General features: G+C 70.0%; 21 protein-coding genes. 4 read left to right on the top strand and 17 right to left on the bottom strand.

Annotated elements, in window-relative coordinates:
* Positions 1–17 precede the first annotated feature (17 nt).
* Complete coding sequence (locus AB0N07_RS19130) at positions 18–779, bottom strand: A24 family peptidase (protein WP_365836408.1); 762 nt, start codon at positions 777–779, stop codon at positions 18–20.
* A gap of 128 nt (positions 780–907) precedes the next feature.
* On the opposite strand from AB0N07_RS19130, the gene AB0N07_RS19125 reads away from it, so the two are divergent.
* Positions 908–1,285 carry a DUF192 domain-containing protein gene (locus tag AB0N07_RS19125; RefSeq protein WP_365836406.1) on the top strand — a complete coding sequence of 126 codons (378 nt, stop codon included), beginning with the start codon at positions 908–910 and terminating at the stop codon, positions 1,283–1,285.
* Positions 1,286–1,311: 26 nt separating this feature from the next.
* Here the strand turns inward: AB0N07_RS19125 and AB0N07_RS19120 are convergent, their stop codons facing one another.
* Positions 1,312–2,160 (bottom strand): LysR family transcriptional regulator, encoded by an 849-nt coding sequence (locus AB0N07_RS19120; RefSeq protein WP_365836404.1) that lies wholly within the window; start codon positions 2,158–2,160, stop codon positions 1,312–1,314.
* Between the two features lie 104 nt (positions 2,161–2,264).
* On the opposite strand from AB0N07_RS19120, the gene AB0N07_RS19115 reads away from it, so the two are divergent.
* Positions 2,265–2,990 (top strand): SDR family oxidoreductase, encoded by a 726-nt coding sequence (locus AB0N07_RS19115; protein ID WP_365836402.1) that lies wholly within the window; start codon positions 2,265–2,267, stop codon positions 2,988–2,990.
* Between the two features lie 200 nt (positions 2,991–3,190).
* Here AB0N07_RS19115 and AB0N07_RS19110 read toward each other — a convergent pair whose 3' ends face one another.
* The gene (locus AB0N07_RS19110; RefSeq protein ID WP_365836400.1) at positions 3,191–3,385 is read right to left on the bottom strand and encodes a hypothetical protein; all 195 of its coding nucleotides are present in this window, start codon (positions 3,383–3,385) and stop codon (positions 3,191–3,193) included.
* A 128-nt stretch (positions 3,386–3,513) separates the two neighbouring features.
* Here AB0N07_RS19110 and AB0N07_RS19105 point away from each other — a divergent pair, with 128 nt between their 5' ends.
* The gene (locus AB0N07_RS19105) at positions 3,514–4,281 is read left to right on the top strand and encodes an N-acetyltransferase (protein ID WP_365836398.1); all 768 of its coding nucleotides are present in this window, start codon (positions 3,514–3,516) and stop codon (positions 4,279–4,281) included.
* A gap of 387 nt (positions 4,282–4,668) precedes the next feature.
* Here AB0N07_RS19105 and AB0N07_RS19100 read toward each other — a convergent pair whose 3' ends face one another.
* The 14 genes from AB0N07_RS19100 to AB0N07_RS19035 all read right to left on the bottom strand — a co-directional run bounded on the left by AB0N07_RS19100 (position 4,669) and on the right by AB0N07_RS19035 (position 16,367).
* Positions 4,669–5,322, bottom strand: coding sequence for an OmpA family protein (locus tag AB0N07_RS19100; protein WP_365836396.1), 654 nt, complete (start codon positions 5,320–5,322; stop codon positions 4,669–4,671).
* An 8-nt stretch (positions 5,323–5,330) separates the two neighbouring features.
* Complete coding sequence (locus AB0N07_RS19095) at positions 5,331–5,912, bottom strand: hypothetical protein (RefSeq protein ID WP_365836394.1); 582 nt, start codon at positions 5,910–5,912, stop codon at positions 5,331–5,333.
* Between the two features lie 31 nt (positions 5,913–5,943).
* On the bottom strand, positions 5,944–6,546 hold the full coding sequence (locus AB0N07_RS19090) for a pilus assembly protein TadG-related protein (protein WP_365836392.1): 603 nt from the start codon (positions 6,544–6,546) through the stop codon (positions 5,944–5,946).
* On the bottom strand, positions 6,546–6,743 hold the full coding sequence (locus AB0N07_RS19085; protein ID WP_365836391.1) for a hypothetical protein: 198 nt from the start codon (positions 6,741–6,743) through the stop codon (positions 6,546–6,548). Before AB0N07_RS19085 ends, AB0N07_RS19090 begins: the two co-directional genes overlap by 1 nt.
* Positions 6,744–6,893: 150 nt before the next feature.
* Positions 6,894–7,847 carry a response regulator transcription factor gene (locus AB0N07_RS19080; RefSeq protein ID WP_365836390.1) on the bottom strand — a complete coding sequence of 318 codons (954 nt, stop codon included), beginning with the start codon at positions 7,845–7,847 and terminating at the stop codon, positions 6,894–6,896.
* 50 nt (positions 7,848–7,897) lie between these two features.
* A complete protein-coding gene (locus AB0N07_RS19075; RefSeq protein ID WP_365836389.1) occupies positions 7,898–9,457 on the bottom strand; it encodes a histidine kinase in 1,560 nt (519 codons plus the stop codon).
* Between the two features lie 19 nt (positions 9,458–9,476).
* Positions 9,477–10,364, bottom strand: coding sequence for a DUF5936 domain-containing protein (locus AB0N07_RS19070; protein ID WP_365836479.1), 888 nt, complete (start codon positions 10,362–10,364; stop codon positions 9,477–9,479).
* A gap of 45 nt (positions 10,365–10,409) precedes the next feature.
* Complete coding sequence (locus tag AB0N07_RS19065) at positions 10,410–11,354, bottom strand: type II secretion system F family protein (RefSeq protein ID WP_365836388.1); 945 nt, start codon at positions 11,352–11,354, stop codon at positions 10,410–10,412.
* A gap of 10 nt (positions 11,355–11,364) precedes the next feature.
* Positions 11,365–12,702 (bottom strand): CpaF family protein, encoded by a 1,338-nt coding sequence (locus tag AB0N07_RS19060; RefSeq protein ID WP_365836386.1) that lies wholly within the window; start codon positions 12,700–12,702, stop codon positions 11,365–11,367.
* A 23-nt stretch (positions 12,703–12,725) separates the two neighbouring features.
* Positions 12,726–13,097 carry a TadE/TadG family type IV pilus assembly protein gene (locus AB0N07_RS19055; RefSeq protein WP_365836384.1) on the bottom strand — a complete coding sequence of 124 codons (372 nt, stop codon included), beginning with the start codon at positions 13,095–13,097 and terminating at the stop codon, positions 12,726–12,728.
* Position 13,098: 1 nt separating this feature from the next.
* Complete coding sequence (locus AB0N07_RS19050) at positions 13,099–13,488, bottom strand: TadE/TadG family type IV pilus assembly protein (protein ID WP_365836382.1); 390 nt, start codon at positions 13,486–13,488, stop codon at positions 13,099–13,101.
* A gap of 2 nt (positions 13,489–13,490) precedes the next feature.
* Complete coding sequence (locus tag AB0N07_RS19045; protein ID WP_365836380.1) at positions 13,491–14,744, bottom strand: AAA family ATPase; 1,254 nt, start codon at positions 14,742–14,744, stop codon at positions 13,491–13,493.
* 9 nt (positions 14,745–14,753) lie between these two features.
* Positions 14,754–15,461, bottom strand: a complete 708-nt coding sequence (cpaB, locus tag AB0N07_RS19040; RefSeq protein ID WP_365836378.1) for a Flp pilus assembly protein CpaB — start codon at positions 15,459–15,461, stop codon at positions 14,754–14,756.
* An 84-nt stretch (positions 15,462–15,545) separates the two neighbouring features.
* Positions 15,546–16,367 (bottom strand): hypothetical protein, encoded by an 822-nt coding sequence (locus AB0N07_RS19035; protein WP_365836477.1) that lies wholly within the window; start codon positions 16,365–16,367, stop codon positions 15,546–15,548.
* Positions 16,368–16,619: 252 nt separating this feature from the next.
* On the opposite strand from AB0N07_RS19035, the gene AB0N07_RS19030 reads away from it, so the two are divergent.
* A complete protein-coding gene (locus AB0N07_RS19030) occupies positions 16,620–18,329 on the top strand; it encodes a glycoside hydrolase family 18 protein (protein WP_365836376.1) in 1,710 nt (569 codons plus the stop codon).
* Positions 18,330–18,364 lie beyond the last annotated feature (35 nt).

Genomic DNA, 18,364 nt, shown 5'->3' with positions numbered 1-18,364 from the left:
GTGCGGAGTGCGCGCCGTCAGGCCGCCGCGACGGCGCCCAGCAGCAGCCCCGTGAACGCCCCGCCGATCATGAACGGGCCGAGCGGAATGGCGGACTTGCGGCCCGCGCGGCGTGCGAGAACCATCCCGAAGCCGTACACCGAGCCGTAGAGGAGGCCCGCGAAGGCCCCCGTCAGCAGGATCTGCCAGCCGTACCAGCCGAGGGCCGTGCCGAGGGCGAGGGCGAGTTTCACGTCGCCGAAGCCCATGCCGGACGGGTGGACGAGGAAGAGGACGAGGTAGGCGGAGCCCAGGGCCGGACCACCGAGGAGGGCCGTGGGCCAGGAGCCCGTGGCGGAGGGGAGTGCGGCGGCGATGCCCAGGAGGGCCGCGGTCGTGGCGGCCAGCGGCAGCGTCAGGACGTCGGGCAGGCGGTGGACGCGGTGGTCGACGAGGGTCAGCAGGACCGCGACGGGGGTGAGGAGCACCCAGACCGCCGTCTCGGGGTGGCGCCCGGCCGCGGCGGCAAGGGCCGTACAGGCGAGGGCGGTTGTCGTGGAGACGGCCACCGAGCTTGGGCCGTACGGACCGCACACCCTTGTCCCCTTTGCACTTTCGGTCTGTCGGCAGTCCGCCCTGCCCAGCCAGCCGGAGAAGGCGCCCGTGATCCGGTGGCCTGCGGGGCAGCGGTCGCTCCACGGCTGGTCCGGGTCGACCGAGAAGCGGTGGGCGGCGCGGGGCAGGAGCAGGCCCGCTCCCGCGCCCCACAGGGCCGCCACGAGGGTGAGGAGTGTGCGCACGGCGGGACCCTATGCCCGGCGCGGGCCGCACGGCACGGGTCCCCGGGCCCATGGAGGGCCTACCGCCGTGCCGAGCGGATACCTTCGGTTCCAGGCAGCGGACGGCGGCAGTGGGAGGGGGCCTCGGGATGGGGCGGCAGTGGGCGGACGGGCCAGGGAAGTTGATCGTTCGGACAGGGGGTGGAGGGACGGGCGCCGTCGCCGTTCCGCTGGAGATCGCCACCTCCTACCGCGCCCGTACGAAGGGGTTGTTGGGGCGGGACTCGGTCGACGGGGCGATGCTGCTCTCCCCCGCCAACAGCGTGCACACGTTCCGGATGCGGATGCCCATCGACGTCGCCTACCTCGACCGCGACCTGACCGTCGTCGCCGTGGTCACCATGAAGCCCTGGCGGTTGGGGCTGCCCCGGCCCCGCTCGCGGCATGTGCTGGAGTCGGAGGCCGGGGCGATGGCGGGGTGGGGGGTCAGGGTGGGGGCCCGGGTGGAGGTGGGGGTCGACGGCTGAGAGGGCCTGCGGTCCCCAGGACTCTGCTAGAGCCGGGTGGCGGTCCGGACGAGGCCCGCGACGGCCCGGGAGCGGCTGTGCGGTGGCCAGGCGATGACCGTCGTGACCTTCGGCGCATCCAGAACCGGCACGGCGACGACGTCGTCGCGCAGCTGGGCCCGGCTCGACTCCGGCGCGATCCAGCAGGCGCGGCCGAGCGCGATCAGCTGGTACAACTGGGCATGGTCCCGGGCCTGCGGACCGGGGCCGTCGGGGTACTTGCCGTCCCGGCCGGGCCAGCGCGGCATCGGCAGGTCGGGCAACTCGCGGACGTCGGCCATCTGCACATGGGGCCGGGTGGTGAGGGGATGCCCGGCCGGCAGGATCACGACCTGTCGTTCCGTGCAGAGCTCTTCGGTGTCGAGCCCTGCCGTCGCGTCGAACGGCAGGTGCAGCAGAGCCACGTCGGCCCGGCCGTCGCGCAGCAGTCGTTCCTGCTCGCCGATTCCGCACAGGAGCACCTCGACGGGGGCCGCATCGGGCTCGGCGGCGTATGTGTCGAGCAGTTTCGCCAGCAGTTCGCTGGACGCGCCGGCCTTCGAGGCGAGGACCACGCCGGCCTGGCCGCCCGCGGCGAGGGCGGCACGCCGGGTGCGCCGCTCGGCGGCCTCGACCGCGTCCAGTGCCGCGCGGGCCTCCCGCAGGAGCACCGATCCGGCCTCGGTCAGCGTGACCGTGCGGCTGGTGCGTTCCAGCAAATCCGCCCCGAGGCGCCGTTCGAGTTGGCGGATCGTCCGCGACAGCGGGGGCTGTGCGATCCCGAGCCGCTGTGCGGCCCTCCCGAAGTGCAGTTCCTCGGCGACGGCGACGAAGTACCGCAGCTCACGCGTCTCCACGCCACAAGGGTACCGAGAGGGAACGGGATCGATACCCGTGCGGTATCGCTGCCCACCCGATCGGTGTTGGCCTGCTCCCGCCCTGCCCGGACAGGATTGACCGCATGAGCGAACAGACGATCGCGCTGGTGACCGGCGCGAACAAGGGAATCGGCTACGAGATCGCGGCCGGGCTGGGTGCCCTCGGCTGGAGGGTCGGTGTCGCCGCCCGGAACGAGGAACGGTGCGAGTCCGCCGTGGCGAAGCTGCACGCGGCCGGCGTGGACGCGTTCGGCGTACCGCTCGACGTGACCGACGACGCGAGCGTGGTCGCCGCCGCCGAGCTGCTGGAGGACCGCGCCGGACGCCTGGACGTGCTCGTCAACAACGCCGGGATCACCGGCGGCATGCCGCAGACGCCCACCACGGTCGACCTCGACACGGTGCGGGCGGCCGTGGAGACGAACGTGATCGGCGTCATCCGCGTCACCAACGCGATGCTGCCTTTGCTGCGCCGATCGGTGTCGCCGCGGATCGTGAACATGTCCAGCAGCGTCGGCTCCCTCACCCGGCAGACCACTCCCGGCACCGAGACGGGCCCGATCGCCGTTGCCTACGCGCCCTCGAAGACGTTCCTCAACGCGGTCACCGTCCAGTACGCCAGGGAGCTGCACGACACGAACATCCTGATCAACGCCGCCTGCCCCGGCTACTGCGCCACCGACCTCAACGGCTTCCGCGGCGTCCGCACCCCGGAACAGGGCGCGGCGATCGCCATCCACCTCGCGACGCTGCCGGACGACGGCCCGACGGGCGGGTTCTTCGAGGACGCGGGGGAGGTGCCGTGGTGACGTGACCGGAACGTCCGGCTGAATCGGCTCCGGCGCGCAAGGACGAAGCAGCCCAGCCCGAGCAACGCGGCGCCTGCGGCCAGCCCTGCGGACGCCTGCGACGAGAATCCGGGCCGGGCCCGCACCCCAGCCCGTCCCGGTTCACGCGGTAGGTGCGCAGCCTGATGCGGGAGGCGCCCGGTTCGAGCCGGTTCCGCAGTTCACCGATCGCTCTCCCCGGCCCGGCGATGACAGCCGCAGCCGCACCGGCGCTCCAGCAGCAGTCCCGGGCTGTGCGGCAGCAGTACGTCCCGCAGCCGGCGGCAGGCGCCGCACGCGTCCTCGTACCCGGCCCGTCCTGCCAGGGCGCACTCCACCGACAGCGCGCCCGCGTCCGCCGTGCCGCGCGACGTCACCGTTCGCCCCAGGCGCGGGCGGACGCGTCCGCAGGCGGGAAGTGCGGGGCGCACGCCTGGCAGGCCTCAGCAGGCGGCTACGGGAAACCCGCTGGCCAGGGGGATCTTCCCGTGGCAGTGTCCCGGCCGTGACAGAGATAGACAGCATTGTGATGACCACTCTTGCCGAGCGTCCGTCGTTGCTGTCCCGTATTTACGAGATCGCTGAGACGTGGCCTGCCTTCATACCGCACGATCCGGCAGGGGAAGCCTTGCTGGGCCGGGTGGTGGAGGACTTCCCTCGGTACTGCGTGGTGGCCACGGACGGTGACCGTGTCGTCGCCCGCGGGCTGAGCGTGCCGTTCAACGCAGAGCTTGACGGCCGTGAGGAGATGCCGGACAAGGGCTGGGATCAGGTACTCGTCTGGGCGTTCCGCGACCAGAGCCACGGGAACGCACCGACAACGGTCAGTGCGTTGGAGATCACGGTGGACACCGACTATCTCGGCCGCGGCCTGTCCTACAGGATGCTGGCCGCGCTGCAGGACGCCGCCGGCCGGCAGGGCCACAACGTGCTGTTGGCCCCGGTCCGTCCCACAGCCAAGCACCGCGAACCGCGCGTCACCATGGCCGACTACATCCGACGACAGGGCGCCGACGGATTTCCGACCGACCCCTGGCTCCGAGTACACGTCAAGGCCGGCGGCAGCATCCAGAAGGTCGCCCCGGCATCGATGACGGTCAGCGGCTCACTGTCCCAGTGGCGCCAGTGGACCGGCCTGCCCTTCAACAGCAGCGGTGACATCGACGTACCAGGCGCTCTCGTCCCGGTGCGCTGCGACATCGCACATGACCAAGCCGTCTATGTCGAGCCCAATGTATGGATCCGGCACGACGTGCGGCCGCCCACCACCTGACCACACCGTTCGTCGAGACAGACCACCCGCTCAGCGGTTGACTTCGAGGTTCGTCAGGACGAGCGGAGCGCGCAGGAGCTGAGTGGCGCGGGCGGGATCGGTGCGCAGCCTGGTAAGGGTCCGCCAGTTCTTGAGGTGGGCGAAGCCGTGCTCGGCCCGTGCCCGTCCGACAGCGAGAACCGGTTTGCGATCTTCTCACCGGGGGCGGGCTTGTGACTGCGGCCGGAGTGGAAGCCGGTGACGATCAACGGGGCGAGTACGTCGTTGTCCAGGCCGCGGATATCTGGCACCTGGAAGCTCGACCGGCTGGCCCGCGAACTCGGCGGCCCTTTCACTTCACCTAATCGGGTGAACGCTCTGACCCTACAGATGTCCTTGCGCCTTGCGTCAATTGCCGTTCTCACTGCGCGGGAACGTCACCTCCACCCGTCGGTTCTTCCTGCGGCCCGCCTCCGTCGAGTTGTCCGCGATCGGGTACTGCTCGCCGTAGCCGCGTACCTCGAAGGTGATGTTCGGGTCGTGCAGTTCCTGGTCCAGGACGTCCTGTACGGCGTTGGCGCGTTGCCTGGACAGGATGTCGCCGTGGGCGGAGGAGCCCAGGTTGTCCGTGAAACCGAAGACGCGGACCTTCGTCGCGTTCTGCTTCTTGATCTCGTCGGCGATCGCGGCGATACGGGACTTCGCCTCGTCGCTCAGTTTCGCGCTGTCCTTGCTGAACAGGACCTCGGCCTGGAGGGCGAACGTGACGTCGGAGTTGGTGTCCTCGCGGCGTTCCTCGCCGCCCTGGTCCTCCACGACCGCCTTGATGTCCAGGACTTTGGGCGCTGCGAGCGTGGCACCCTCGGGGAGCTTGAGGCCGGGGGCGTTGGGGTCCACTTTGACCGGGGCCGAGGCCGACGGTTCGGTGCCGGGCGGGACGCTCGGGGTGTCGTCCGCGTGGGCCGTCACGGTGCCGATGAGGTTGGTGACGACCATGAGGGAGGCTGCGGTGAGGGCGAGGGCGAGCCGTGGCGCCCCTGTTCGCGGTGAGGTGTTGGTCATCGTGCGCCTCACCCAGAGATCGAGATCGTGCCGCTGGTGAACGTCGGCAGCTGGAAGGTCACTTCCGAGGTACTCGTCGGCGGGGAGGGGAACTGCATGAACACGGCCAGGCTCTCACCGGCCTTGAGGGTGGAGAAGCCCGTCGTCGTCAGCGGTCGGCCGTCCGTGTCGCGCAGCACGTAGTACCGCTTCTTGCCTTTCGAGTCGACGAGCGTGGCGCCGCCGAGAGACCTGCCGTTCCTGGTGATCTCTGTTTCATTGCCGCTCAACGCAGAAGGAATCACCACGCTCTTTGCACCGTCGTTCTTCAGATTGGCGTTCACGGTGACGAAGCCGCCCGAATCGCGCTGGGCGGAGGTGATCTGCAGAAGCAGCCCGTCTGAACCCTTCAACTCGGCCAAGGGCGCCTCCGATTGCCCCTCCTGAGCATTCGGCTTGGACCCACTGGCCTTGGAGGCGGACGCCGACGTCTCCGGCTTCTTGCCGTCGCCCCCGCTGCCACCGCAGCCGGCCACACCGACGGCCAGACCTGCCGCAACGGTCAACGCGACCATCCCCCTGCGGGCCTTCGTTGTGAACCGAATGCTCATGCCTCTGCTTCCTTCTCCACTTGTCGTTCGCCTAGAGGTCGGCCAGATGGACGTCGAAGAGGTCCTTGGGTTCCGGCAGACCGGTCGGGTCGGCCGGGTCCGGTTCCCAGACCTTGTTGTCCTTGCAGGTGAGCTTCGGCAGGACGGCGTTCCCTGTACCCGCGCCAGGAAGGTCGAACGGACAGAGCGGCTCGATCACGGCTCTGGCGGTCGCCGTGGCGTGCTTGCTCTCCGTACCAGGGACGATCGAGTCTCCGACGGTCTTGTTCGTCTCCACCTTGACCGTGTAACTCAGGTCCCACAGCTGCCCTGCGCATTGGCCGACGTGCGCGTCGTTCTGCGCCGCGAGTTGGTACGCCCGCGGGCAGCCGTTGAGTACCGCTGCGTGGCCGTCGAGGATGTCCTGCCACTTCGTGGGATCGCGCAGGACGTCCTTCCACTGCCCTGCGAGCTTGTCCCGGGTGTCCTGCGCCGCCGCCAGAGCCGCCGCGTCGGCTGCCGTCTGGGCGCTGTTCCGGGTCGCCGCGGCCTGGCCGACCGCAAGGTACGCGAACGCGAGAAAGAGCAGGCCCGCCACCACCGTGATGTAGATGGGGAAGGCCTGCCCTGCGTCGTTGAACCTGCGTGGCTGCATCAACCGCCGGTGACTTGAGCGATCTTGGCCGTGATCGCATCGAAGATCGTCTGGCCGATGCTCGTACCCGTGATGGCCAGTACGATCGCCACGACCACCGCGATGATCCCCAGATACTCCACCGCAGTCTGCCCCTTGTCGTTGCGGGCGGCGCGGGTCTGCAGGTACGCGACAGTGGTGTTGATCCAGTTGCTCATGGTGTTCCCCTCCGGGTCGGATCTCCGTGCCGCTCTCGGCACGAGAACCGTACGGTGCAACACCCCTTCCGCTGAAGGGCCCCAGGGCCCAATCAAGGGCCCAGAGCATGGTCCGGCCGCGACCTCGTGGCTTCCCGCTCCCCCCTGCCGTCACCTCTGGTCACCCCACCCTCGGCCTGGACCGGGCGCTGTGCCGAGCCACTTGGCGGCTGCCTCCGAGCGGCTGGTGCTGTGGAGTTTCGCGAAGATGCGGTTGATGTGGTTCTTGACCGTCTTCTCGCTGATGAAGCAGGTGGCGGCGATCTGCTGGTTGTTCATGCCGGACGCGATGAGGTCCATGATCTCCGCCTCCCTCGCGCTCAGTTGGAACCTCGACCTGTCGGGAGCAGCCACCGGACGGCCACTCGTCCATCCAGACGATGACTGTCCCACATCCGGTTGCACCTGCGAAAGGATTTTTGAAGAAATAGTGGAGGCCTGGACGTGGAGTGCAGCTAAATCTGCTGGTGGAATGGGGTATTGAGCAGATACATGCGAATCCGCCGAGCTCTCATTTTCGTATGCAGTTGCACTACCCAGGCCCTCCGGCAGCGGCAGTCCGTCCCCTTTCACCTGGCGTAGCTGCTCCAGCAGCGCCCCCGCCGCCGTCGGCGTGAAGTGGGCCCTGCCCTCCTTGATGTCCCATACCGCTGTGACCAGTTGGTCCGCGGTGAACTCGCCGTGGACCAGGTAGCCACCGGCGCCCCGGCGCAGGGCCTCCTGGACGATCTCCGACTCCCTGCTGTACGTGAGCATCACGACCGGGGCGATCTGCACCAGGTGCGGCAGCGCCGAGATGCCGTCCACGCCGGGCATGCGGACGTCCAGGAGGATGACGTCGGGGTGGTGTCGGCGGGCCGCTTCGTAGGCCTGGCGGCCGTCTGCCGCTTCCGCCACCACGGTGATGTCGGCGCGGCCGGAGAGGAGCGCCGTGAGACCTGCGCGGACGACCGGGTTGTCGTCCGCCACCACGACCTTGAGCTGCGCGGGCGCCGGGGCTGCTGAGAACGGGCTGTCGGGGAGCTGCGGTTGTGGACCTGAGGGGGGTGTCGTGGGGTCCGGCATCGGGCTGCCTCCTCTCGGGAGGGGGGTGGACGGGAGGGTGGGCGCGATGTCTACGTCGTCACCGCCGCCAGCGGGAGTTCCAGGCAGACCTCCGTGCCCTTGGCGTCGGCGCCGCGGCCGATGCTGATGCGGGCGCCGACCGACGCCGCTCGTTCGACCATGCCGACCAGGCCGAAGTGGCCTGCCCGGCGGAGTTGTTCGAGGGTGGTGCCGGAGGGCAGGCCGCGGCCGTCGTCGTGGACGCTGATGCGGAGGAGGCCGCCGTGGACGCCCGCGTGGACGTCCACCCGGGTCGGCGCCGCGTGGCGATGGGCGTTCTCCATCGCCTCCGAGGCGATGGTGAGGAGTTGCCGGGCTACGGCCGGTGGCATGGGTGGGACGGCCTGGTCGCCGGTGGGGCGGTAGGCGACCGGGAGGCCGGTGCGGGTGGTGAAGTCCCGGATGCGGGCTGCCAGTTCGGCCAGGACGTCGGTCGCGTGGTCCGGGTCGGATTCGCGGCGCAGGTCGGCCAGCAGCTCGCGGGATTCGGCGGCGGCTCGGCGGGCCGAGCGGGCGACCAGTTCGGCCTGTCGTTTGACCAGCTCCGGGTCGAGGCGAGAGCTGCCCGCCGAGCCTGCCAGGCCGTCAGCGGCCAGGGCCACGCCGTGCAGGGTCTTCGCCACCGAGTCGTGCATCTCCCTGGCGAGACGGGCCCGTTCGGCGCTGACTGCCTCCGTCACCGCGAGGCGGGCCTGCATCGTGGTCAGGGCCTGCGTTGCGGCACCGAAGCGGAACATGAGGTTGCGCAGGGCCGAGCCGACCGCGCCCGCGATCACGCACAGGCCGGGCAGGAGCAGGGTTTCCGCGGGCCGGCCGGAGTGCAGGTCCCTCGCCGCCGCGTGCACGAAGAAGAGGATCAGTGACTGGAGCGACGCGAAGACCGCGGCTCCTCGCCAGCCGTAGACGATGCCGGCCAGGAGCGGGGTGCAGACGCTGACGTAGGCGAGAGGGGTGTCCGGGCCCGCGGAGATCAGCAGCAGGGAGCCGAAGGCCATGTCCACGGCGAGGAGCGTGGGGTGCCGCAGGAGCAGGGGGCCGAAGCGCTCCCAGTCCCTGAAGAGGACGTAGGAGCCCATGAAGGTGACCACGACCGCCGCGCCCACGAGGCGGGTGGCCAGGCCCGGCGCCGCGTGCAGGAGGGCGGCGGGGGCGGCCAGCGCGATCATGGCGAGGCGGAAGCCGAAGACCTGGCGGCACATGGCCTGGAGGGCGTTGATCTGGAGGGGGATCGTGGGGGGTGTGCGGCTCTCGTCGTCCGGTGCGGGTGGTCCCGTCGGTGACACCAGCGCTGCCGCCACGGGTGCAGCCGCAGGTGCCGGAGGGGCCGGCGAACAGGCCCGGCCTCGGGGATCCGGCTGCGCAGGCAACGCGGGCCACGGTGCGTCCGCCCGTTCCCACCCCGGCGGAAGCTGCGGTGTCGCCGACGTGACCGGGATGTCGTGGGCGCCCGTGCGGGCGTGGGGCGGCAGGACCGTGCCCGCCGGCGGGGTGGTGATCTCCGGGGCCTTCGGGCGTCGTCGTAGCAGCCGCGTGCGTTCCTCGCGTCCCGCGCGTTCCTCTGTCGTCGCCATCGTCCTCGTCACCCCGTCCCTACTTGCCCGTGAGTGAGCCGAAGTCGGTGCCCGAGCCGAGGATCAGGCCGGCGCCGAGGAGGATCATCGTGGCCGGGACCATGAAGGTGGTGATCATCATGGTGGCCTTGGGGACCGCTCGGGCCGCCTTGCGGCGGGCGTTCTGCGCGTCCGTGCGGCGCATGTCCTTGGCGAGGGCTACGAGGGTGTCGACGATGGGGGCGCCCAGTTCCTCGCCCTGCTGCAGCGCCGTCACGAACATCGCGACCTGTTCGGAGTCGTTGCGGCGGCGCAGCTCCGCGAAGGCCTGGCGGCGGCTCATGCCGAGGTCCATCTGACGGAGGGTGATGCGCAGTTCGTCCGCCCAGGGGCCTTCGTACTTCGATGCCACCCGGTCCAGGGCCTGGCGGAAGCCGAGGCCCGCGCTCACCACGACCGCGAGCACGTCGAGGAAGTCCGGCAGGGTGCGCTCGATGACGTCCTTGCGGATGCGGATCGCCGACCAGATGCCGACCTCCGTCCAGAACGCGCCGAAGGCCAGCAGGATCAGGGCGACGATGAGCTGGCCCCTCAGCAGGAACACCAGGAAGCCCACGCCGCCCAGGAAGCCGTAGACCGCACGGCGGGCCGCATAGCGGTCGATGGTCAGGCCGCCGGGGTTGCCCGCGAGGTCGATCTTGCGGCGGTACCTGGCGACCAGCTTCGGGCCCATCAGGCGCAGGACCGCGGGCGCGTACCGCATGCCGAGGCGGTCGATGAGCGAGTCGACCGCGCCCGTGCGGGTCGAGCCCACCTCCAGGGCGAGCACCAGGTCGCCGGGCAGCTTGGCGTCCGCGCGGTACATGCGGACGCCGGCGAAGATGCCTGCGACGCTGAGGCCCATCAGCAGTGCCAGCAGAAGTCCCAGTCCCATGGTCGTCCTCCCTCCAGAGTTCTCGGAACGCTCGGCGTCTCAGACGTCGATGCGGGACAGGCGGCGGATGAGGATGAAGCCGACCGCGTAGAGCGCGAAGGCGATGATCACCGCGGCCTGGCCGACGGCGGAGCCCGTCATTCGGTCCAGGGCGCCGTGTTTGACGCCGTTCATGAGGAGCAGGGAGCCCACGCCGAGCACGGGGACGGCGTACGAGGTCATGTTGACCTGGGCGAGCTGGGTGCGGACCTCGCGCCGCGTCTCCTTGCGTTCCTCGAGGGTGTCCGTGAGGTTGCGCAGAGCGGTGACCACCTGTCCGCCCGCCCGGTTCGACAGCACCAACGTCGTCACGAGTACGACCAGTTCGCGTGACGGCAGCCGTTCGGCCAGTTCGCCCAGTGCGTCGTCCATGGATGCGCCGAGTGCCAGCTGGTTGGCGACCTTGGCGAGTTCCTCCCCGGCCGGCGCCTCCAGCTCCTCCGCCGCCATGCCGATCGCGGTACGCAGGGCCAGTCCGGCCTGGGTGGCGTTGGCCATGATCCGGGCCAGCTCGGGCAGTTGGTTGATGAACTTCTCGATCCGCTTCTGCCGCTGCCAGTTCAGGAACTGCAGCGCCACCCCGATGCCCAGCAGACCGGCCAGCGGGCCGAAGAAGGGCGCGAGGGACGCCTGGCCGACGAGCCACAGGCCCGCCACCGTCGCCAGCATGTAGACGAAGAACTCGCCCGGAGTGATGTCCAGGCCCGTTGCCGCCAGCCGCAGTTCCAGCTTCTTGCCGAGCTTCGTACGGCGCAGGCGCCGGTCCAGCTTGCGGAAGCGCCGGCGGCGGCCGCCCACCGGTATCTGCCCGGCGGCCGAGAGACGGTCGACGAGTGCCTGGCGCTGCGCCTTGCCCGTGGCGTAGGAGTGCAGGCCGACGACCGCCAGGACGCAGGTCAGCAGGGTGATGCCGGTGGTGAGCAGGACTAGGGTGTGCAGATCCATCGGACGGTTCCTACCTGGCTTCTCGGATGGCGAGCTGTGCTGCGGACTCGGCGACGCCGAACGCCTGAGGGACCGGCTGGCTCGCCATGTAGAGGCGGTCCGCGGTGCGGCGTGGGAGCGGGAAGTACTCGAAGGCGCCGTAGACGCGGCCGTCGGCGGCCATCGGCTGTGCGTTGAAACGGGCCACCGTCGCCAGGCGGTACGGCTCGCTGCCGTGGCTGTCGAGGATCGCGATCTCGGTGATGCGGCGGGCGCCGTCGGCGAAGCGGGTGAGCTGGATGATCACGTCGATGGCGCTGTTGATCTGGTCGTGCAGCGCCTCGAAGGGGACCTCGACCTCGGACATCGATGCCAGGGTCTTCAGTCGCATCAGCGCGTCCTCCGCGCTGTTCGCATGCACCGTGGCCAGCGATCCGTCGTGGCCCGTCGACATCGCCTGGAGCATGTCGAGGGACTCGCCGCCGCGGACCTCACCGACGACGATGCGGTCGGGGCGCATACGGAGGGAGTTGCGCACCAGGTCGCGGATGGTGACCCGGCCCTTGCCCTCGACGTTCGGGGGGCGGGACTCCAGCCGGATCACATGGCTCTGCTGCAGCTGGAGTTCCGCCGAGTCCTCGATGGTGATGATGCGCTCGCGCTCGGGGATCAGGCCCGACAGCGCGTTCAGCAGCGTCGTCTTGCCGGTGCCCGTCGCGCCCGACACGATCACGTTGGACTTCGCCTGCACCAGCCCCGCCAGCAGGTACAGGATGGGCTCGTCCAGCGAGCCGAAGCCGATCATCTCCTGGAGCGTGAAGGAGCGCGGGAAGCGGCGGATGGTGAGGGTGGCGCCCGTGAGGGACAGCGGCGGGATGATCACGTTGACGCGCTCCCCGGACGGGAGGCGGGCGTCGACCATGGGGTTCGATTCGTCCACGCGCCTGTTGACCGTGGAGACGATCCGCTCGATCGTCTGCATCAGCTGGTCGTGGGAGGGGAAGCGGAGGGGCAACTGCTCCACCCGGCCGCCTCGTTCGACGAAGATCGCGTCCGGGCCGTTCACCATGATCTCCGTGATCGACGCGTCTTCGAGCAGCGGCTCCAGGATGCCGAGGCCCAGGGCCTCGTCCACCACCCTGCGGATCAGCTGCGAGCGCTCGACCGTGGACAGCACCGGGCCCTCGCGGCTGATGATGTGCCCGAGCACCCGCTCCAGACGGGCGCGGCGCTCGGCCGCGGCCAGCGCGCTCATCTCCGCGAGGTCGATCTCCTCCAGGAGCTTGGCCCGGTACGAGGCGACCAGGTGACCGTCCTCGCCCCGGTGGCCGTTCTCCTCGGGGGTGTTGATGCGTGCGCGCAGGCTCATCGTCGGTGCTCCTTGTTCCCGCGTCAGCCGGTGGTCGAGTGGGTCGAGTCGAGCGGCATGGTGGCGACCTTCTTGGCGGAGCCGAAGTCCCAGCCGGGGACCATCGACGGGATGTGGACAGTGGCGGTGACGGTGACGGTGTCGGCGTTCGGCGCTTCGTCGCAGGTGACCGACCACCCGTCGCTGATCGCGTTCGTGCAGCCCTGCTGGCCGGTCCCCGGTTTCAGCGAGGCGGCCCGCGCCCCGGCCCGGGCCGCCGTGCCCGCCTGCTGAGCGGCGTATGCGATCAGCCCCAGCTGCACGACCGCCATGCCGACGATGAGCAGGATGGGCAGGAACCCCAGGTACTCGATGGCGACCTGTCCGCGGTCGCGGTCCTTGCGGTCGTACGACATCTCAGTGTGTCGCCTCCTGGACCGCGCCCGCGTGGCCCTTCACGTGGAACGGGAAACTGAACGCGCCCGGGAAGAGAATGGGGACGGTGAGCGTGACGTCGGCCGTGACATAGCCGGGTGCTCCGGGACTGCAGGTGACAGTGGCGCCGCCCTGCCATGCGTCCGGCAGCTTCTCCTTCCCCTTCTGCGCGCACACCCCCTGCCAGTCACCCTCCGCCGCGGTCCCCGCCCGCACAGCCTCGTCCGCAGCATTCCCCGCAAGCGTGTACGTGTACCCCACCAGCACGAGCTGCCACAGCACCACCAGCGTGATGATGATCGTCGGCATCATGCCCAGGAACTCGATGGTGACCTGGCCCCTGTCCCCGCCTGCGCGCAGCGCCAGTCGCATCCCTACCCCCCACCCTCCCGACGCCGCCGGAAACTCACCGACCCGCGGTCCCCCCGGAACCGCCCGCCCCGCTGCGCCCCCTCGACCGCCTTGACCAGCCCCAGCTCCCCCGCCAGCGCCCACAGCGCCTGCTTCACCGAGCCCCTGCTGTCCAGCTCGTGGACCCGGCCCGCGTCCACCGCCCCCTGCAGCTCCTTGAAGTTGGCGGGGATCGCGGTCCCGGCGACCGCCGTACCGGTGATCTTCCGGATCAGCGGCGGCTGGATCTCCGTACTGCGCGCATACCGGTTGACGACCACCGTCGTCTCCTCGGCCTTGCGGATCTGCAGCCGGTCCCACATCCGTACGGTCCGCTTGGCGCCGCGCACCGCGACCACGTCCGGGGTCGTGACCAGCAGGGCCGTGTCGGCCATCTCCACCGCGGCCGCTCCCGCCCCGCCGAGCTGGGCGCCGCAGTCGACGACGACGACCTCGTAGCGGGAGCGCAGGGCGCTGACGATCTGCCGGGCCGCCCGGTCCGTCACCTCCTCGCCGCGTTCGCCCTCCCCCGGGGCGAGCAGCAGCGCGAGGCCCGTGTCGTGGCGGAAGACCGCGTCCGCGAGCACCCGGGGTGAGATGTCGGTGATCGCCGCCAGGTCCACCACCGACCGGCGGAACTGGACGTCCAGATACGAGGCCACGTCCCCCGTCTGCAGGTCCATGTCCACCAGCGCGGTGCTGCGCCCCGAGGCCTGTGCGGCGAGTGCCAGTTGGATGGCGGTCAGGGTCGCGCCCACGCCGCCCTTCGCGCCGCTCACCGTGACGACGGTGCCGCCGACGCCGGTGAAGACGTCGCCGCCGGAGCCGAGATGGCGCCGTACGCCCCCGGACCACTGCGCGACGGCCTGGACGCGGCTGGCCAGCTCCTCGTAGCTCAAAGGCAGCGCCACCAGGCCCCGTGCGCCGTAGTCCATCGCCGCCTGGAACAGGCCGGGGCTCGCGTCCGAGGTGACGAGGATGACCCCGACCGCGGGAAAGCGCAGGGCCACCTCGCGGATGAGCTCCAGCGCCGGGACCGGGCCGATCCGTTCGTGCACCACCACGACCTCGGGCAGCTCGTCGACGGACTCGGCGGCGAGCCGCGCGAGGGTGTCGACGAGCTGGGTCGAGTCGACGACCGGGGTCACCGGCTCGGCGTCCGGGAGCTGGCTGAGCAGTGTCGTGATGGAGCGGGCCGCGTCCACGTCACCGACTGCCGGGAGGATCCTCGTGGGCATGGGGGCCTCTCACTTGTCCTTGGCGAGTTGGTACGTGCGGTCCTGCTCGGGGATGGTGCCGGTCTCGCTCGGCGCCACCAGCGCGAGCCGGACCCGCTTGGCGAAGGACTCCGCGTAGGTAAGGCGCTGGGCGTCGAGCGCGGAGAGCGCGAAGGTGATGGGGACGGCCTTGGTGAACTGGCCGGTGCGGTTGTCGCCGTCGGGCTGGAGCGAGGTGAGGTCGCCGACGTCGAGGACCCTGGCGTTCGTCACGATGATCTTGGACAGGTCGGGGTCGCCCTGCTTCTGTCCCTCGAAGGTGGCGTAGACGTTGACCTTGGAATCCGGCGTTATCTTGCCGGCGACGCCGGTCGCCGCATCGATCATGATGGCGACCTCCTGCTGCCCGGGCTGCAGAGCGGGCTGATCGGCGATCATGTCGCTCTGCAGCAGGGAGCCCTTCTTGAGGGTCGTCACGGCGACCTTGCCGCGGATGCCGGCGAGATCGGTGACCGCGTTCGCCGACAGCCACCGCTTGGGCATCTCGGTCTTCTCGAACTGGTCCGCGCTGAGGCCGGAGTACGGCTTGATGTCGCTCTTGACCTCGTACGCCGTGACCTTGGGCCCGACCTGGGACTTCACGTCACTGATGACGGACAGGACGCCGACGAACGCGCCGAGGGCGCAGACGACCGACAGAAGCAGGAGTAGCACGCCACGGCGCTGACGGGAGTTCATGAACCGTACAACCTCATTGGGGGATATCGGTCGAGCGGACGGGATCGTGCGGGCGTTACGTCTGCGGCGGGGCCGGCGGGCGGTTCAGGAGCCCCTCCCCGCCGGGAGCTGGTTCTCCAGGACGGGTGGCGGTCCGGCGGAGCAGAAGACACAGCGGTCGCCGATGACGTCGATGCCGCACCAGTGGCAGGAGCTCTGCCGTACCGAGGTGACCAGCTGGTACAGCACGGACAGGTCGGGCAGGAAGGCGGCGAACTCGATCAGCTTGCCCGTCCCCCACCAGGCCGCGGACTCGGCCGGCAGCACCGCCTCCCGCAGCCCCTGCGCGTTCCACTGCGGGACGAGGCTCGCGGTGACCCAGTCCGACTGCAGCTGCCCCTTGGCGACCAGCATCGAGGTGCCGAACTCCGGCCCCGGGAGGGAAGCATTGGGGGCGAGCTTCACCAACTGCGGTTCGGGATGGGCGAGTACGGCGAAGTGCTGGCCCGGCACCCAGGACTTGGCGTGCTGCTTGAGTCCGACGTGAACGCGGTCGAGGCGGGCGACCGAGCCGAGCAGTGCTCCGGCGTGGATGTAGTGGGTGAGGAGGCGACCGGCGGAGGCGAGCACTCCGGGGCCGAGGTCGCAGGAGGCCAGCTGCCTCAACTGGCGGGCCAGGACGGCCAGTCCGAGCGGGGGCAGAGCAGGACGGAACAGGGCGATTCGGTCGGTTTCCAGCAGGGAGCGGATCGTGTGCAGCCGTCGGCCCGTCTCCGCGGAGACCGCCTGTGAGCAGACGACGATCAGATGGCCGTGCTGGTCGATCAGACTCTGCACACCCGCCAGCGCCTGCTCCAGCGGCTGCTTGTCCAGGTCCCGCAGCACGACGGCAGGCAGGGTCCGCTCGCCCTGCGGTGGCAGCGCCATGTCGGCACTGGTCACGGCGATGGCAGTTGGCACGCGCAGCTCCCCGGTGACTTCACTCCGTGACTACCTCAGCACTGTATCCACGCCTCTGTGGCCGGAGAACAGCGTTTGTGTAGCTGATGAGCAACTGCCGTTTCACAAGTTGCGTCAAAACGGGGCAGGTTCGAGCATCTCGCCGATCCTCGAGCGAGCCCTTCAGGCATTTGGTCTGGACCTCTTGACAGGAGAATTGGTCTGGACCAACTTATTGTCATGTCCCCACAGAGACGATCTACGGCACGACCGTCGACAGCACGGCTCTGGTCAGGAGCCGTCACCGCCGCCCTCGCCCTCACCTTCGCGGGCACGGGCCAGGCGTCCGCAGCGGACGTCAACAACGCCAGTAACGCCGGCTTCGAGTCCGGCCTGAGCAACTGGACCTGTTCCGCGAGCAGCGGTACGACGGTCTCCTCCCCCGTGCACGGCGGCGCGGCCGCGCTCAAGGCCACCCCGGCCGGGCAGGACGACGCCCAGTGCAGCCAGACGGTGGCGGTCAAGCCGAACTCCACGTACTCGCTGAGCGCCTGGGTGCAGGGCGGCTACGCCTTTCTGGGCGTGACCGGCACGGGCACCACGGACGTGTCGACCTGGACCCCGGACTCGTCCTCCTGGAAGCAGCTGACGACGAGCTTCACCACGGGGTCGGCCACGACCTCCGTGACGGTGTACACGCACGGCTGGTACGGCCAGGCGGCGTACTACGCGGACGACGTGTCGGTGTACGGCCCGGACGGCGGCGGAGGCGGCGGCCCGGCGCCGACGGTCCCCGCCACGCCGAGCGGCCTCTCGGTGTCCGGCACGACCTCCTCCTCGGTCTCCCTGGCCTGGAACGCGGTCTCGGGCGCGACCGGCTACAACGTCTACCGGAATGGCACGAAGGTGACGGCGGTGACGGGTGCGTCGGCCACGGTCACCGGCCTCGCGGCCTCGACGTCGTACTCCTTCCAGGTCACGGCGACCAACTCGGCGGGTGAGTCGGCGAAGTCGACGGCGGTGACGGGCACGACGACCGCGTCCTCCGGGGGCGGCGGCACCGCGCTTCCCAAGCACGCGGTCACCGGGTACTGGCAGAACTTCAACAACGGCGCCACGGTCCAGACGATCTCCGACGTCTCGTCCCAGTACGACATCATCGCCGTGGCCTTCGCGGACGCCACGACGACGCCGGGCGCCGTGACCTTCAACCTGGACTCGGCGGGGCTCGGCGGCTACACGGTCGACCAGTTCAAGGCGGACATCAAGGCGAAGCAGGCGGCGGGCAAGAAGGTCGTCATCTCCATCGGCGGCCAGAACGGCACGGTGTCGGTGAGCGACTCGACGTCGGCGGCGAACTTCGCGAACTCCGTGTACTCCCTGATGCAGACGTACGGCTTCGACGGCGTCGACATCGACCTGGAGAACGGCCTGAACGCCACGTACATGTCCCAGGCCCTGCGCGCCCTGTCCTCGAAGGCGGGCTCGTCCCTGATCATCACGATGGCCCCGCAGACGATCGACATGCAGTCCACGTCGAACGCGTACTTCCAGACGGCGCTGAACGTGAAGGACATCCTGACGGTCGTCAACATGCAGTACTACAACAGCGGCTCGATGCTGGGCTGCGACGGCAAGGTGTACTCACAGGGCTCGGTCGACTTCCTCACCGCCCTGGCCTGCATCCAGCTGGAGGGCGGCCTCGCCCCGTCCCAGGTGGGCCTGGGCGCACCGGCTTCGACGAGCGCGGCGGGCAGCGGCTATGTGTCTCCGACGGTGGTGAACAACGCCCTCGACTGCCTGACGGCGGGCACGAACTGCGGCTCTTTCAAACCGTCGAAGACGTACCCGGACCTGCGGGGCGCGATGACGTGGTCGACGAACTGGGATGCGGCTGCGGGGAGTGCGTGGTCGAGTGCGGTGGGGGCGCATGTGCATGGGCTGCCGTAGCGGCCGAACGGCCATGAAACATTTCTCCGGGTCCA

This window comes from Streptomyces sp. NPDC051172 (genome assembly GCF_040682555.1).
In the GTDB taxonomy this organism is placed as follows: domain Bacteria; phylum Actinomycetota; class Actinomycetes; order Streptomycetales; family Streptomycetaceae; genus Streptomyces.
This window is presented reverse-complemented; position numbering and strand designations above follow the sequence as displayed.